This window comes from Agaricicola taiwanensis (assembly GCF_014635245.1).
GTDB lineage: Bacteria > Pseudomonadota > Alphaproteobacteria > Rhizobiales > Methylopilaceae > Agaricicola > Agaricicola taiwanensis.
On sequence record NZ_BMCP01000002.1, the window covers coordinates 1,015,840 to 1,029,231 of the forward strand.

Sequence of the window (13,392 nt, forward strand, 5' to 3'; positions counted from 1 at the left end):
GGAAAATCATGGGACATTGGATTGAAGCGCGCCGGAACGACGGCACCGCAGTACGTTGCTATCGCGCGAATGCAGTTGGCGACGTCATTGGCGATGTCGTCATCGTACAAGAGATTTTCGGGGTCAATGAGCATATCCGCAACGTATGCGAGCGTTACGCACAGGCGGGCTTCAACGCCCTGGCTCCCGCGCTCTTCGACCGGGTGGAACCGGATATCGAACTTGATTATACGCCGGACGGAATAGCACGCGGGCGGGCGGTCATGTCCGAAATCCCGACAGCGGACGCGATAGCGGACATCGCCGCGGCTGTCGATGCATGCGGCAGCATGAAGCCTGCCGTCGTCGGCTTCTGCTGGGGTGGCACGCTTGCCTTCGCCGCGGCAACACAAATCGGGGACAAGCTGAGCTGCGCCGTGAGCTACTATGGCGGCGGTGTCGCCAACCTGCTGAATAGCCCGCCGCGATGCCCGGTTCTCTTCCACTTCGGTGAGAAGGATCAATCCATTCCGGCAGAGACCATAGACGCGGTGCGCAAGGCCCTGCCGGACGCGCCGCTTTATACCTATGACGCGGGCCATGGCTTCAGTTGCGACGCGCGTGCTTCCTATGAGCCCGAAAGCGCCGCCCGTGCCTTTGAGCGCACCATCTCCTTTCTCAAGGCCAACGCGCGAGGCTGACCTATATATCGGACATCAGGCTATGGCCCCCATGCTGTTTTCACCTCTGGACCTACGTGGGGTGCGCCTGAAGAACCGTATCGTTCTGGCGCCCATGCTGACATATGCGGCCGAGCATGGGCGGATCTCCGACTGGCATCTCGCTCATCTCGGCAAGTTCGCGGTCGGCGGGGTCGGCCTCGTTTTCATGGAATCGACCAAGGTCGATCCTCGTGGTTGCACGACCATCCGCGATGCTGGCCTGTGGAAGGATGATTTCATCGAGCCGTTGCGCCGGGTGACGGATTTCATCAAGGCGCAAGGGGCCGTGCCGGGCATCCAGCTCAGCCATTCCGGCCGCAAGGCCCGCCATTCGGTGCCTTGGGAAGGCCGCGCCCCGCTTCTGCAGGCCGTAAACGTGGAGGATGGTGGAGAGTGGGATCTCATCGGACCCAGCGCCGCTCCTCATGCGGAAGGTTATCCGGTGCCGCGCGAGCTGACCTCCGGCGAGATCAAGGATCTCATCGGGACCTGGGGTCAGGCTGCCGATCGTGCCAGGCGTGCAGGTTTCGATGTGATCGAGCTGCACGCCGCCCACGGCTATCTGATCCATGAGTTTTTGTCTCCCGATGCCAACCGCCGCACTGATGCCTATGGTGGCTCGTTCGCAAACCGCATCCGTTTTGCAGTCGAGGTCGTGGACGAGGTGCGGCGATACTGGCCCGACGAGAAGCCCCTGTTCGTACGCATCTCATCAGTCGACGACATGGGGTGGACCATAGAGGACAGCGTTGCTTTGGCCCGTGTCCTCAAGGCACATGGGGTGGATGTCATCGATTGCAGTTCGGGCGGCATCGGCAGCCATACTCTCGATGCCGCGCAGCCGCCGGACTACGGCTACCAGGTTCCCTTTGCCGAAAGGATCAGAACCGGAGCCGACATCATAACCATGGCAGTCGGCCTCATCATTCACGCGGATCAGGCGGAAAGTATCCTAAATGAAGGCCGCGCGGACCTCGTGGCACTGGGGCGCGAGTTGCTGCACAATCCCAATTGGTCCATCGATGCCGCGCAGAAGCTCGGTTACATGCCAAGTTCCGCCGGCATCCCGGAGGCCTATGGCTATTGGCTGGACAAGCGCAGCGCATCTGGCTTCGCGGGGAAACCATCTACCTGGCAAAGAGGCATTTAAGCCTTTGGCATCAGGGCTTGCCGTTGATGGCGAGGCGATTCTTGCGCCTGCATTGCTGAACTTGATCGCGGCGTCTGAGTCTCCGCGCGGTTTTGCATGCGGCGGTCGATGTTCCCGCGGAACAAAGCAGCCCCTCCGCCGCTTTTGTTCGAGAAAATCAGGAGCGGATTTATGATCAAGAATCTTATCAAGGCGGCCATACTGGGCTGGATCGCCAAGAAATTCCTCAATCGGTCGCGCGATCGGCCGCGCGGCTATCGCCGTTGAAGCCCGCGCCTCACCGCGCCGCGTCGAGAATTTCCTTGCACTCCAGAAGCTCAAACAAGGTGAGCTGAAGCTTCCGTGCATTTTCGGGCGCGAATGCTTGCACCCTCTCCGGCACCTTGTCCTGACGAGGCTCCGCCGCTCTTGAAGCTTCGTCCTGATGTGACGCCGGCGCCAGTTCTATGGACGGAGGCACCTCCTCGACGAGATCTTCTTCCTCGTCATGCAACGAAATCTGAGGCTCCGCCCGAATCTGCGGTTCTACGGTCCGCACCGTATTGCGTTGCGGTGCAAAATCTTCCGGCATGGAGGTCACAGGAGCCATTTCGACCTCCTCGTCCTCCAGTTCGCGCCACAGCGTCATGACGTGGTGCGGCCCCTGCTCGCGCAGGATGCGCTGGACACCCTTGATGGTGTACCCCTCGCCGTACAGCAGGTGTTTGATACCACGCAGCAGGGTCACGTCGTCCGGCCGGTAATACCGACGGCCACCTCCCCGCTTTAGCGGTTTGATGTGGGAAAAGCGCGTTTCCCAGAAACGCAGCACATGTTGCGGCAAATCGAGATCGTCAGCGACTTCGCTGATCGTGCGAAATGCTTCAGGCCCTTTATCCACCAGTACGCTCCCTTAACGGGGCAACGCCGGCCGCGGGTTCAATCTTCGCCGCTGGTCGCAATCCCGTTTACGCGGTCTTTGAGAATATTGCTCGGCTTGAAGACGAGCACCTTGCGGGGCGGAATCGGCACTTCGACGCCGCTTTTGGGATTGCGCCCGACTCGCTCGCCTTTGTCACGCACGATGAAGGAGCCAAAGGAAGAAAGTTTCACTGTCTCGCATTGCGCGAGGGTGCCGGAGATCTCGTCCAGCACCGTCTCGACGAGGCTTGCCGACTCGGTGCGCGACAGCCCTACACGCTGGTAAACCGCTTCACACAGATCCGCTCGGGTAATGGTTCGTCCGCTCATTGCGACACCTGATCAAGAAGGCCTTCATCCCGTTGAAAAACAACGTATTAAGCAAGCAGGTGCCGGTCAACCGATGTTTTACCAACGCAGCAATGCCGAGCCCCAGGTGAAGCCGCCGCCCATGGCTTCCAGCAGGACGACGTCGCCTCCCTTGATGCGGCCATCTTCATAGGCAACGGCCAGGGCCAGGGGGATCGACGCGGCGGATGTGTTGCCGTGCCGGTCCACCGTCAGCACCACCTTTTCCGGTGCGATACCAAGTTTTTGGGCGCTGGCATCGATAATGCGTTTGTTAGCCTGATGCGGGACGAACCAGTCGAGATCATCGGACGTCATGCCGGTCGCGGCATAGGCATCCTCGATGACATCGGTGATCATGCCGACCGCATGACGAAAAACTTCTTTGCCTTCCATGCGCAAATGACCGACCGTTCCCGTCGAGCCCGGTCCGCCATCGACATAGAGTTTCTCGCGGTGACGCCCGTCGGAGCGCAGATGTGTCGTGAGGATGCCGCGATCGGTGACAGCGCCGTCCTGTTCCTGTGCCTCCAGCACCAGCGCCCCTGCCCCATCGCCGAACAGCACGCAGGTGGTGCGGTCTTCCCAATTCAGGATGCGCGAGAAGACTTCCGCGCCGATCACCAGCGCACGCTTATGGCTGCCGGACGTCAGGAATTTATCCGCGGTGGCAAGGGCGAAGACAAAGCCGGAGCAGACGGCTTGAAGATCGAAAGCCGCACCATGACGAATGCCAAGCCCGTCCTGCACCTGAGTGGCGGAGGATGGAAAGGTGTTATCCGGCGTTGAGGTGCCGACGATGATGAGATCGATCTCGGACGCGTCCATGCCAGCGTCAGCAAGTGCCTTTCGGGCAGCGGCCAGGGCGAGGGACGACGTGGTTTCCGTCTTATCGGCGATGTAGCGCTGGCGTATACCAGTGCGCTGGGTGATCCATTCGTCGCTGGTGTCGACTGTCTTGGCGAGTTCCTCATTGGTGACGACGCGGGCCGGTAGAGCAGAACCGATGCCTCGCACCACGGATCGTAATTGTGTCACGATTCAGAAACCTCGTTCGCCACCGCCAACTGTCGTGCCGCCCCCGCGTGCGACAGACCCGCCGTGATTTTCTCCAGAAGAGCGTATCGCACCATTTCATGGCCGACGTCGATGGCCGAGGCAAAGCCTTCCGCATCCGTGCCACCGTGGCTTTTCACCACGATGCCGTTGAGGCCGAGGAAAACGCCGCCGTTGACCTTGCGCGGGTCCATCTTCTCCTTCAGCGCATCGAAGGCAGGTTTGGCCAGAAGATAGCCAAGCTTGGCGCGCCAGGTCCGGTTCATGGCGGCACGAAGATAGGCGCCGATCTGCCGCGCTGTGCCTTCCGCCGCCTTCAGGGCGATATTGCCGGAAAATCCTTCCGTCACCACCACATCGACGGTGCCCTTGCCGATGTCGTCGCTTTCGACGAAGCCGCGGTAGTCAATGTCGGGATAGTTCGCCGCCTTCAGGTGCTGGCCGGCCTCGCGGATGCTCTCGACACCCTTCATCTCCTCAACGCCGATGTTGAGAAGGCCGACGGTAGGCCGCTCGATATCGAAGACGATGCGCGCCATGGCGCCGCCCATAACGGCGAAGTCGACAAGTTGCTGCGCATCGGCGCCGATGGTGGCGCCCACATCGAGCACGATCGATTCGCCGCGCATGGTGGGCCACATGGCGGCAATCGCCGGACGCTCGATGCCGGTCATGGACTTGAGGTTGACCTTGGCCATTGCCATGAGGGCGCCGGTATTGCCGGCGGACACGACAACATCTGCATCGCCCGTCCGCACGGCGTCGACAGCCTGCCACATGCTGGAGACCTTCCGGCCATAGCGCAGGGCCTGGCTCGGCTTGTCGTCCATCTTGATCGCAACGTCGGTATGGCTGATCCGGGAAACCGCAGCGAGCTTTGGATGCCGGCTGAGAATGGGACCGGCTATCGCCTCGTCACCGAAGAGAATGAAACTGGCGTCTGGGTGCCGTTCACGCGCGAGATCAGCGCCTGCGATGACCACCGGTGCGCCGGAGTCGCCTCCCATGACGTCAAGTGCAATACGTACGGTTTTGGACATGTAACCCGGTTCAAAAAGCTTCTTCGGCAAGCGTCGTGCGCCTTCACTCAAGAGCGCCGGGACAATAGCCACTCAACGTCTGCCCGCAATAGAAAGTTCGTCGGCGCTTGTCCCGCTGCTGCGGCGGCTACTGTTTTTTCTGATCGTCAAGCCTCAGCTTCGCCAAGGCGGCGAAAGGATTCTCCTGCTCTTCACTTTCTACGTGATCGGTGAACTCTATGCCCGGCTTTCTTGGGTAGGGGTCGATGCCGAGGGCGAAGAATTCCAGCGCGATGGCGCCGAGATCGATGGTGTTGCCGAGGAGCGGATCCGGCAAATCGAGGTTCTCGACCGCCTCCTCATCCTCCTCCGAAGCTTCCTGCGGCGGAGCGAGCAGCATGTTGACGTCCTCTTCCATTCTCACCGGAAATGGATCGAGGGTCACGCCGCAGATCTGCACGATATCCGCCTCGATTCTTCCCGACACTGCGACAGAATCACGTCCCGATGGTTTGGCGGTCAGCTGAGCCCGGAAGGAGGTCACCTCCTTCACCCCATATGCCTGCGCCATCTCCTTGCGGGCTTTTTCGTCCGCCCCGATCTCTATCGTCTCTCCGCCCGCAGGCAGCTGATGAACATGAATGATGTGCGTAAGAATAGGCTGATCGGTCATGATACCTTCCTGATCGTCTCGGGACCCGGAAAACGCGGCACCTGGGGAAAAATATCCTGGTGCTCGAGCTCTTTCAGTGCCGTCCGCAGATAAGATGCAAGCCGCATGGCATTTGGTGTCGCTGTGCCATCCCCGCGATACACATTGCGGTCAAGCGCCTCGGCCAGCGCAATGTCGTCGGGCTCAAGCAGGGCTTTATCGTAAGCCTCCACGCGGCCGTAGAACTTCTGCGCCAGCTTCTTCATGCGCTTGGGCACGGAGAGGTCACCCACGCCCATCTCGCGCAGGGAACGGTCGAGATCGAGGAAGATGCGATCGCAGAGTTCCTGCGCCGCCAGGCGTCTCTCCTCACCGCCGTCCGACAGCCGGCGGAAGACCAGGAAGGTGTGGAGGATGAGCATGTCGTAGCGACCATCGACGCTGTCCGCAACGCCGTAGTCCAGATAGAAGCATGGCTGCCGCGACTGGCTGACAACAGCTTCGTGAAGTACCGCAACAGCCGGATCTTCTTGGCGACGCTTGAACAGATTGAATATCATCGCTTCATCATCCATACGCACAACGGTTGCGCCTCGTTAAGGAAGCGGTTAGGCCATGAGGCGCCCGGCGACAAGCCCAAATGGTCCCCGGATCGCCCGTGGACGACAACGAAGGACGCTCAAAACGTGACGTACCGCCGTTACCGCTCGTTTTCCTCGCATGCCCGCGCCTTCGCGGGTGCCGCCGCCCTTGCCCTCCTCGTGTCCGGCTGCAACAGCATCGCCGAGACCCGCACCCACGGCTTCATCCTGCCGGCCTCTGCCCTCGAGCAGATCCCTCGGGGGTCGAGCCAGGAGCAGGTGCTGGTGGTGCTCGGCACGCCGTCCACCGTCTCCACCATCGACGGCGAGGTCTTCTACTACATCCAGACCACGCGCCGCCGGCCGGTAGCCTTCATGAACGCCCGTACGGTCGACCAGCGGGTGATCGCGGTCTACTTCAACAAGAACAAGCAGGTTGAGCGGGTCGCCGACTATGGTCTCCAGGATGGGGTCGCCTTCGACTTCATCAGCCGCACGACCCCGACCTCCGGCCGTGAGCTAACCTTCCTCAATCAGATCCTGAAGGCCACGACGGGTACGCCTCAGCTCTTCAACTGAGCCTCTCTCGTCCGCCCATACAAAAAGCCCCGCCGGGTCACCCGGCGGGGCTTTTTCATTGCTTGGGCACCTAACTCAGTGCGCGAGAATGGCGAGCAGCAGAAGAGCGACGATGTTCGCGATCTTGATCAAGGGATTGATGGCCGGACCTGCCGTATCCTTGTAGGGATCGCCCACGGTATCACCCGTCACCGCCGCCTTGTGGGCCTCCGATCCCTTGCCGCCGTAGTGGCCATCTTCGATGTACTTCTTCGCGTTGTCCCAGGCGCCGCCTCCTGACGTCATGGAGATCGCAACGAAGAGACCCGTCACGATGGTGCCGAGCAGCATGGCGCCAACCGCCGAGAAGGCCGCCGACTTGCCGGCGACGGCATAGATGATGAAATAACCGACGATGGGGGACAGCACCGGCAGGAGCGAGGGAATGAACATCTCGCGAATTGCAGCGCGCGTCAGCATATCGACCGCGCGGCCGTAATCGGGCCGATCGGTGCCCTGCATGATGCCGGGCTTCTCGCGGAACTGACGGCGGACCTCCTCCACGACAGCGCCCGCGGCCCGACCAACCGCAGTCATGCCCATAGCCGCGAACAGGTAGGGCAGGAGCCCGCCGAACAGGAGGCCGACGACGACATATGGGTTCGAGAGTGAGAAATCGAGCGTCACGCCCTGGAAGTAGGAGAAGCGTTCGGGGCTAGCGTTGGAGATGAAGTAATTCAGATCCTCGGTGTAGGCGGCGAAGAGCACCAGCGCCCCCAAGCCGGCGGAGCCGATGGCGTATCCCTTGGTCACGGCCTTGGTGGTGTTGCCCACTGCGTCGAGCGCGTCGGTGGTCTTGCGCACCTCGCTGGGGAGATCGGCCATTTCGGCGATGCCGCCGGCGTTATCCGTGACCGGTCCGAAGGCGTCGAGGGCGACCACCATGCCAGCCAGTGCCAGCATGGTCGTCACGGCGATGGCGATGCCGAAGAGGCCGGCCAGACTGTAGGTGACGATGATGCCCGCGATAATGATGATGGCGGGCAATGCCGTTGACTCCAAGGATACGGCCAAACCCTGGATGACATTGGTGCCATGGCCCGTAACCGAGGCGGCGGCCACTGATTTGACAGGCCGATAGGTGACGCCGGTGTAATATTCCGTCACCCAGATGATGAGGCCGGTCACGATCAGCCCGGCGGTACCGCAAAGGAAAAGGTCCGTGCCGGTGAAGGTGGTGCCGCGGCTGGTCGTGAGCTCCGTGCCGAAGCCGATGAGAAGCCATGTGACCAGAGCAAGACCGAACAGCGAGAGCACCGCCGATGCGATGAAGCCGCGATAAAGGGCACCCATGATCGACTGGCTGGCACCGAGCTTCACGAAGTAGGTGCCGATGATCGAGGTGATGATGCAGATGCCGCCGATAGCCAGCGGATAGACAAGAATGGTGTCGAGCAGGACGTTGCCCGCGAAGAAGATCGATCCCAGTACTATGGTCGCGACAATGGTGACCGCATAGGTCTCGAAAAGGTCCGCCGCCATGCCGGCACAGTCACCGACGTTGTCGCCCACATTATCGGCGATGGTGGCCGGATTTCGCGGATCATCCTCAGGGATGCCCGCCTCGACCTTGCCGACGAGATCGCCGCCGACATCGGCCCCCTTGGTGAAAATGCCGCCGCCCAGCCGGGCGAAGATGGAGATCAGAGAGGCGCCAAAGCCCAGCGCCACGAGCGCATCTATGACAACACGATCGCCCGCGCGGTAGCCCGAGGCAGTCAGGATCGCGTAGTAGACGGTGACGCCCAGAAGCGCGAGGCCGGCCACCAGCATGCCCGTCACCGCTCCGGATTTGAATGCGATATCGAGCCCGGCGGCCAGGCTCTTGCTGGCGGCCTGTGCTGTGCGCACGTTCGCGCGGACCGAGACGTTCATGCCAATGAAGCCGGCGGCTCCGGACAGGATCGCGCCGATGGCGAAACCGATCGCAACGGTCAGGGACAGAAAGTATGCAACAGCCGCAAAGATGACGGCGCCGACGATGGCAATGGTGGTGTATTGCCTTGCGAGGTATGCTTGAGCGCCTTCCTGGATCGCGGTGGCGATCTCCTGCATACGCGGGGTACCTGCGTCCGCGGCCATAAGGCTGCGGACAGTAACGATGCCGTAGACAATGGAAAGCGCGCCTGCGGCAATAATCAACCAAAGTGCGATCATGATCCGTCCTTGTGCGTTGCCAGCAGGGGGATGTTGCGCCGTACGCGCGCCATTTCTCGGCTTATGAACAGAACCCCTGCCCCTAGAGTGAGCGACAGTGCCAAACTTGTATGAGTCCTGCAACGAGGCTTGCGCTTTCAGAGCTAATGACGTTTCAAATGCGATGAGCCGACAGACCGAGAGCGCCGCCTGATGTTGCATCGCCTCATTACCCTCGCCGCCGTCATGATGTTCTGCGTGGGATGCGCCGGCAGGCCCCACGGCGTGTTGTTACCGGTCTCGGCCGAGGGACTGCACACCACGAAGATCGATATGCTGGTGGCCACGACGCGCGCGCCCGCCAATCCCTCCGAGCTCTTCTCCGGTGAGCGCGGGACCGAACTCGCCTTTGCCGACATGACCATATCGATCCCGCCGGATGCGGTGCGCAAGGCGGGAGAGGTTCAATGGCCGAAGCGCCTGCCGGGAGACCCGGCTCGTGACTTCGTGGTCACGCGCGCGGAGGCCGTGGACAAGGCCGGCGGCATCAGAAGCTTCCGTCGGATGCTGGCGCAGCAGAAGCGCCCCCGGCGTGTGCTTCTGTTCGTCCACGGCTACAACAATGTGTTTGAGGCGGCGGTCTACCGCTTCGCCCAGATCATCCATGACTCCGGCGCGGAAGCGGTTCCGGTGCTCTTTACCTGGCCGTCTCGGGGAAAGCTGCTCGCCTATACCTATGATCGTGAGAGCACCAACTACTCGCGGGATGCCTTCGAAGAGACGCTCCAGGCGTTGGCCCGCGATCCTCAGGTGGATGAGATCTCCATCCTCTCCCATTCCATGGGAAACTGGTTGACCCTGGAGGGCCTGCGTCAGATGGCCATACGTGACGGACACGTCGCGCCGAAGATCAAGAACGTGATGCTGGCCGCCCCCGACGTCGATGTGGACGTCTTCCGAACCCAGATCGCGGAGATGGGCAAGACGCGACCTCGTTTCACGCTGTTCGTCTCACGCGACGACCGGGCCCTCGCCTTCTCCCGGCGTGTCTGGGGCAGCACAGCCCGGCTGGGCGCCATCGATCCGGAGCAAGAACCCTATAAGACCGAGCTGGAGCGAAGTGGCATCGCCGTGCTCGACCTCACCAAGGTCAAGGCAGGCGACAGTTTGCACCACGGCAAGTTCGCGGAAAGCCCCGAGGTGGTGAAGCTGATCGGTTCACGGCTGCTCGCTGGGCAGGACATCAGCGACGAGAACATCGGGCTCGGCGACAAGATCATCGAGGCCACAACGGGAGCCGCGGCAAGCGTCGGAAGCGCGGCAGGACTGGTGGTGGCCGCTCCCATCGCCATCGTGTCACCGGGGACGAGGCGCAACTATGGTGATCGAACCAGGGAATTCGGTGGACGGCTGAGCCACACCGCCCGCTCGACCGGCAGCATTATCACGGAGCCCGGCCTCTAGGTTCGTCAGTTCGACGCTAACGCGCTCTGAGCCAGCGGGTTAAAAGTGCTGGTATTTGCGCGCGGGAACATTGAGAACGCGCCCGCCGCTGGTAACGCGAAGGCGCCCTGCCGCGCCCCCGACGATCTCGCCGATCCGCGTCACCGGTATCCGAGCGCGCCGTGCGCTCTCCTCGAAGTCCTTCACATGCTCCGGCGGCAGGGTGGCGAGAATCTCATAATCATCTCCTCCGCCGAGGACTGCCGCCTGGGCATCGAAATCGGCGCGGAGGGCTTTCCGAGCCGCCGGTGACAGAGGGAGGTTATCGATCTCGACGGCGGCAGCAACGTCGGATGCCTCGCAGAGGCGCTCCAGATCACCGAGCAATCCATCCGAGACATCCATTGAGGCGGACGCGAATTTAGCGATGGTGGAGGCAAGGCGCACGCGAGGCTGCGGCTTCAGATAACGGTCGAGCAGGTGGTCGCGCTCATCGATGCTGATGCCCCAGGATTTAAACAGATCCGGGTTTTGCCGCAGCAGGAGGCCGAGCGCGGCATCGCCCACGGAACCCGAGAGATAGATACAGTCGCCCACCCTCGCACCAGCGCGGAGCGGCCTTCGTCCATCCGGCACCAGCCCGAACGCCGTCACCGAGACCCAGACCGGCCCGTGCGTCCGCACCGTATCGCCGCCATAGAGCGAAAGTCCGAAGGCCTGCTGATCAGCCCTGAGGCCGTTCGTAAAGGCCTCCAGCCAGTTCACCGTCCAGTCCGGCGGGAGCGCGAGCGTCAGGAGGTAGCCAGCGGGCTCGGCCCCCTTGGCCGCAAGATCGGACAGGTTCACGCGCAGCGCACGCCGTGCGATGGCATCGGCGGGATCGTCGGGAAAGAAGTGAACACCGGCGACGATGGCGTCGGTCGTCAGCACCAGTTCATGCCCAGGCGGTGGAGCGTAGCCTGCCGCGTCATCGCGCAGTTCGGCGGCACCTTCGGAGGTCGCGAGGGGACGCAAAAACCTTGCGATGAGCTCATCCTCATCCGGACGCTCCCCTGCTTCCGCCATCAGCCCACCCTCGTCTTGAGCTCGTCTTCGCGCTGGCCGCGTGCGATCGTGTCGAGAACGGCGTTGGCGAGGCCGACCTCGTCACGTTCGAAGAATGCGCTCGCCACATCGGCATATTCGCTGATGATGACCTTGGCGGGGATATCGCGGCGATGAATGATCTCGAACGCCCCTGCCCTCAGAATGGCGCGCAGGATCGCCTCTACGCGACGCAGAGGCCAGCCGGCGGCCAATGTCTTATCGATGATCTGGTCCAAAGCACGCTGATGGTCGAGGACACCGCTGACGATCGCCCGGAAGAAGGCGGCCTCTGCCGGCTTATAGGCGTGCCCCTCCACCTCCTTGCCCAGCCAATGCGACTCGAACTCGGCAAAAACATCAGCGATGCCGGCCCCGGTCAGGTCCATCTGGTAGAGCGCCTGCACAGCTCCGAGCCGGGCTGCGGAGCGTTTCTCACCTTTGGCCATCTCAGTGCTCCCGAACCAGCGCAGCCAGCCGCCGCTTGAGCCGGATCAACGTCAGGGCAGCTTCAACCGCGCCGCCGCCCTTATCAAGTTCATCCGCCTTGGCGCGAACCCACGCCTGTTCCATATTCTCAACCGTCAGGATGCCGTTCCCGAACGGCAGCCGCAGCTTGACGCTCAGGTCGGTCAGCGCTCGTGCGCTTTCGCCTGAGACAAGCTCATAATGGGTGGTCTCGCCCCTGATCACGCAGCCCAATGCCACCGCGCCGTCAAACGGTCGGCCTGCGGCCTCGGCGGCATCAACCGCCATGGCGATGGCGGGCGCGATCTCCAACGCGCCCGGGACCGTGACAAGCACGCCGGTCGCGCCGACCGCCTCCAGCGCCCGGCGGGCGCCGTCCAGCAAGGCATCCGCGATATCATCGTAAAAGCGCGCTTCGACGATGAGGACGCGGGCGTGCGTCGGCTCATGCGAAGCCTCTTGGCGGCGTGGCTCGACCATCAAGACAATCTCTGCTCTCGTGTGTGACCTGGACGACTAGAGCCTTTCCGTTGCCAATGGAACCGGAAATGCTTGATAAGTCCTTTGCGCGCGGACCGACAGCGCCCGATCCGCCGGGCTGATCTAGACGAGGCTACGCGCCGCTGCAAGCCGCGCGACATAGCGCGCCATAAGGTCCACCTCGAGATTGACCTTATCACCCGCCCTACGCTCGCCCCAGGTGGTGACCGCCAGGCTATGGGGGATCAGCAGCACCGAAAAACGATCGTCCTCTACGCTGTTGACCGTAAGGGATGTGCCATCGAGACAGACGGAACCCTTCTCGGCAATGAAGGGCGCCAATGCCTTCGGCACACGCAGATCGAAGCGGGCATATTCGGCGCCATCATCCCGGGTGATGATCTCGGCGATGCCGTCCACATGGCCCGTGACCCAATGCCCGCCAAGTTCGTCGCCGAGCTTCAGTGAGCGCTCCAGATTGATGCGTGTTCCGGCAACCCATTGACCCACTGTCGTACGAGCAAGCGTTTCCGGCGCGGCATCCACTTCGAACCAGGTGCGGTTATCTGCAAGCAAACCCATACCGGTCACGGTCAGGCATGGACCGCCACAGGCGATGGAGGCGCCAAGGGCAATGCTTTCGAGTTCGTAGCTGCACGCGATGGCAAGGCGCAGCATCTCGTTTCCCCGTGGCTCGACCCGGATCACCTCGCCGATATCGGACACAAGGCCAGTGAACATGAAAAATCCTCTCGGC

General features: G+C 62.1%; 15 protein-coding genes. 4 read left to right on the forward strand and 11 right to left on the reverse strand.

Annotated features, from left to right (window positions below; translation table 11 throughout):
- Positions 1 to 8: 8 nt before the first annotated feature.
- Together IEV58_RS12185 and IEV58_RS12190 are read left to right on the forward strand one after the other, a co-directional pair.
- On the forward strand, positions 9 to 680 hold the full coding sequence (locus IEV58_RS12185; protein WP_188409982.1) for a dienelactone hydrolase family protein: 672 nt from the start codon (positions 9 to 11) through the stop codon (positions 678 to 680).
- A 31-nt stretch (positions 681 to 711) separates the two neighbouring features.
- Positions 712 to 1,851 carry an NADH:flavin oxidoreductase/NADH oxidase gene (locus IEV58_RS12190; RefSeq protein ID WP_229729392.1) on the forward strand — a complete coding sequence of 380 codons (1,140 nt, stop codon included), beginning with the start codon at positions 712 to 714 and terminating at the stop codon, positions 1,849 to 1,851.
- Positions 1,852 to 2,128: 277 nt separating this feature from the next.
- Here the strand turns inward: IEV58_RS12190 and IEV58_RS12195 are convergent, their stop codons facing one another.
- The 6 genes from IEV58_RS12195 to IEV58_RS12220 all read right to left on the reverse strand — a co-directional run bounded on the left by IEV58_RS12195 (position 2,129) and on the right by IEV58_RS12220 (position 6,401).
- Complete coding sequence (locus IEV58_RS12195) at positions 2,129 to 2,731, reverse strand: MerR family transcriptional regulator (protein WP_229729393.1); 603 nt, start codon at positions 2,729 to 2,731, stop codon at positions 2,129 to 2,131.
- Between the two features lie 38 nt (positions 2,732 to 2,769).
- Positions 2,770 to 3,081 carry an integration host factor subunit alpha gene (locus IEV58_RS12200; RefSeq protein WP_188409984.1) on the reverse strand — a complete coding sequence of 104 codons (312 nt, stop codon included), beginning with the start codon at positions 3,079 to 3,081 and terminating at the stop codon, positions 2,770 to 2,772.
- Between the two features lie 78 nt (positions 3,082 to 3,159).
- Positions 3,160 to 4,137, reverse strand: coding sequence for a beta-ketoacyl-ACP synthase III (locus tag IEV58_RS12205; RefSeq protein WP_188409985.1), 978 nt, complete (start codon positions 4,135 to 4,137; stop codon positions 3,160 to 3,162).
- The gene (gene plsX, locus IEV58_RS12210) at positions 4,134 to 5,195 is read right to left on the reverse strand and encodes a phosphate acyltransferase PlsX (protein ID WP_188409986.1); all 1,062 of its coding nucleotides are present in this window, start codon (positions 5,193 to 5,195) and stop codon (positions 4,134 to 4,136) included. The genes IEV58_RS12205 and plsX overlap by 4 nt, the downstream gene beginning before the upstream one ends.
- Before the next feature lie 127 nt (positions 5,196 to 5,322).
- A complete protein-coding gene (locus IEV58_RS12215) occupies positions 5,323 to 5,847 on the reverse strand; it encodes a YceD family protein (protein ID WP_188409987.1) in 525 nt (174 codons plus the stop codon).
- Positions 5,844 to 6,401 (reverse strand): ubiquinol-cytochrome C chaperone family protein, encoded by a 558-nt coding sequence (locus tag IEV58_RS12220; RefSeq protein WP_188409988.1) that lies wholly within the window; start codon positions 6,399 to 6,401, stop codon positions 5,844 to 5,846. The genes IEV58_RS12215 and IEV58_RS12220 overlap by 4 nt, the downstream gene beginning before the upstream one ends.
- Before the next feature lie 111 nt (positions 6,402 to 6,512).
- Between IEV58_RS12220 and IEV58_RS12225 the strand changes: the two genes are divergently transcribed.
- A complete protein-coding gene (locus IEV58_RS12225) occupies positions 6,513 to 6,986 on the forward strand; it encodes an outer membrane protein assembly factor BamE (RefSeq protein ID WP_188409989.1) in 474 nt (157 codons plus the stop codon).
- A 75-nt stretch (positions 6,987 to 7,061) separates the two neighbouring features.
- On the opposite strand, the gene IEV58_RS12230 is transcribed toward IEV58_RS12225, so the two are convergent.
- Positions 7,062 to 9,182, reverse strand: a complete 2,121-nt coding sequence (locus IEV58_RS12230) for a sodium-translocating pyrophosphatase (protein WP_188409990.1) — start codon at positions 9,180 to 9,182, stop codon at positions 7,062 to 7,064.
- 192 nt (positions 9,183 to 9,374) lie between these two features.
- Between IEV58_RS12230 and IEV58_RS12235 the strand changes: the two genes are divergently transcribed.
- Entirely contained in the window at positions 9,375 to 10,625 is a 1,251-nt protein-coding gene (locus IEV58_RS12235; RefSeq protein ID WP_229729394.1) for an alpha/beta hydrolase, read from the forward strand.
- Positions 10,626 to 10,664: 39 nt separating this feature from the next.
- Here IEV58_RS12235 and thiL read toward each other — a convergent pair whose 3' ends face one another.
- The 4 genes from thiL to IEV58_RS12255 all read right to left on the reverse strand — a co-directional run bounded on the left by thiL (position 10,665) and on the right by IEV58_RS12255 (position 13,376).
- Positions 10,665 to 11,669, reverse strand: a complete 1,005-nt coding sequence (thiL, locus tag IEV58_RS12240; RefSeq protein WP_188409991.1) for a thiamine-phosphate kinase — start codon at positions 11,667 to 11,669, stop codon at positions 10,665 to 10,667.
- Positions 11,669 to 12,136: a transcription antitermination factor NusB gene (gene nusB / locus IEV58_RS12245; protein WP_188409992.1), complete on the reverse strand. Its 468-nt coding sequence runs from the start codon at positions 12,134 to 12,136 to the stop codon at positions 11,669 to 11,671. The genes thiL and nusB overlap by 1 nt, the downstream gene beginning before the upstream one ends.
- 1 nt (position 12,137) lies before the next feature.
- Positions 12,138 to 12,635 carry a 6,7-dimethyl-8-ribityllumazine synthase gene (ribH, locus tag IEV58_RS12250; RefSeq protein ID WP_188409993.1) on the reverse strand — a complete coding sequence of 166 codons (498 nt, stop codon included), beginning with the start codon at positions 12,633 to 12,635 and terminating at the stop codon, positions 12,138 to 12,140.
- Between the two features lie 123 nt (positions 12,636 to 12,758).
- Positions 12,759 to 13,376 carry a riboflavin synthase gene (locus IEV58_RS12255; RefSeq protein ID WP_188409994.1) on the reverse strand — a complete coding sequence of 206 codons (618 nt, stop codon included), beginning with the start codon at positions 13,374 to 13,376 and terminating at the stop codon, positions 12,759 to 12,761.
- Positions 13,377 to 13,392 lie beyond the last annotated feature (16 nt).

Excerpts from the sequence above, each read along its gene's own strand:
- IEV58_RS12185 (WP_188409982.1), top strand. The coding sequence starts at position 9 with ATGGGACATTGGATTGAAGCGCGCCGGAACGACGGCACCGCAGTACGT.
- IEV58_RS12190 (WP_229729392.1), top strand. The coding sequence starts at position 712 with ATGCTGTTTTCACCTCTGGACCTACGTGGGGTGCGCCTGAAGAACCGT.
- IEV58_RS12200 (WP_188409984.1), bottom strand. The coding sequence starts at position 3,081 with ATGAGCGGACGAACCATTACCCGAGCGGATCTGTGTGAAGCGGTTTAC.
- plsX (WP_188409986.1), bottom strand. The coding sequence starts at position 5,195 with ATGTCCAAAACCGTACGTATTGCACTTGACGTCATGGGAGGCGACTCC.
- IEV58_RS12215 (WP_188409987.1), bottom strand. The coding sequence starts at position 5,847 with ATGACCGATCAGCCTATTCTTACGCACATCATTCATGTTCATCAGCTG.
- IEV58_RS12220 (WP_188409988.1), bottom strand. The coding sequence starts at position 6,401 with ATGGATGATGAAGCGATGATATTCAATCTGTTCAAGCGTCGCCAAGAA.
- IEV58_RS12230 (WP_188409990.1), bottom strand. The coding sequence starts at position 9,182 with ATGATCGCACTTTGGTTGATTATTGCCGCAGGCGCGCTTTCCATTGTC.
- IEV58_RS12235 (WP_229729394.1), top strand. The coding sequence starts at position 9,375 with ATGTTGCATCGCCTCATTACCCTCGCCGCCGTCATGATGTTCTGCGTG.
- thiL (WP_188409991.1), bottom strand. The coding sequence starts at position 11,669 with ATGGCGGAAGCAGGGGAGCGTCCGGATGAGGATGAGCTCATCGCAAGG.
- nusB (WP_188409992.1), bottom strand. The coding sequence starts at position 12,136 with ATGGCCAAAGGTGAGAAACGCTCCGCAGCCCGGCTCGGAGCTGTGCAG.
- ribH (WP_188409993.1), bottom strand. The coding sequence starts at position 12,635 with ATGGTCGAGCCACGCCGCCAAGAGGCTTCGCATGAGCCGACGCACGCC.
- IEV58_RS12255 (WP_188409994.1), bottom strand. The coding sequence starts at position 13,376 with ATGTTCACTGGCCTTGTGTCCGATATCGGCGAGGTGATCCGGGTCGAG.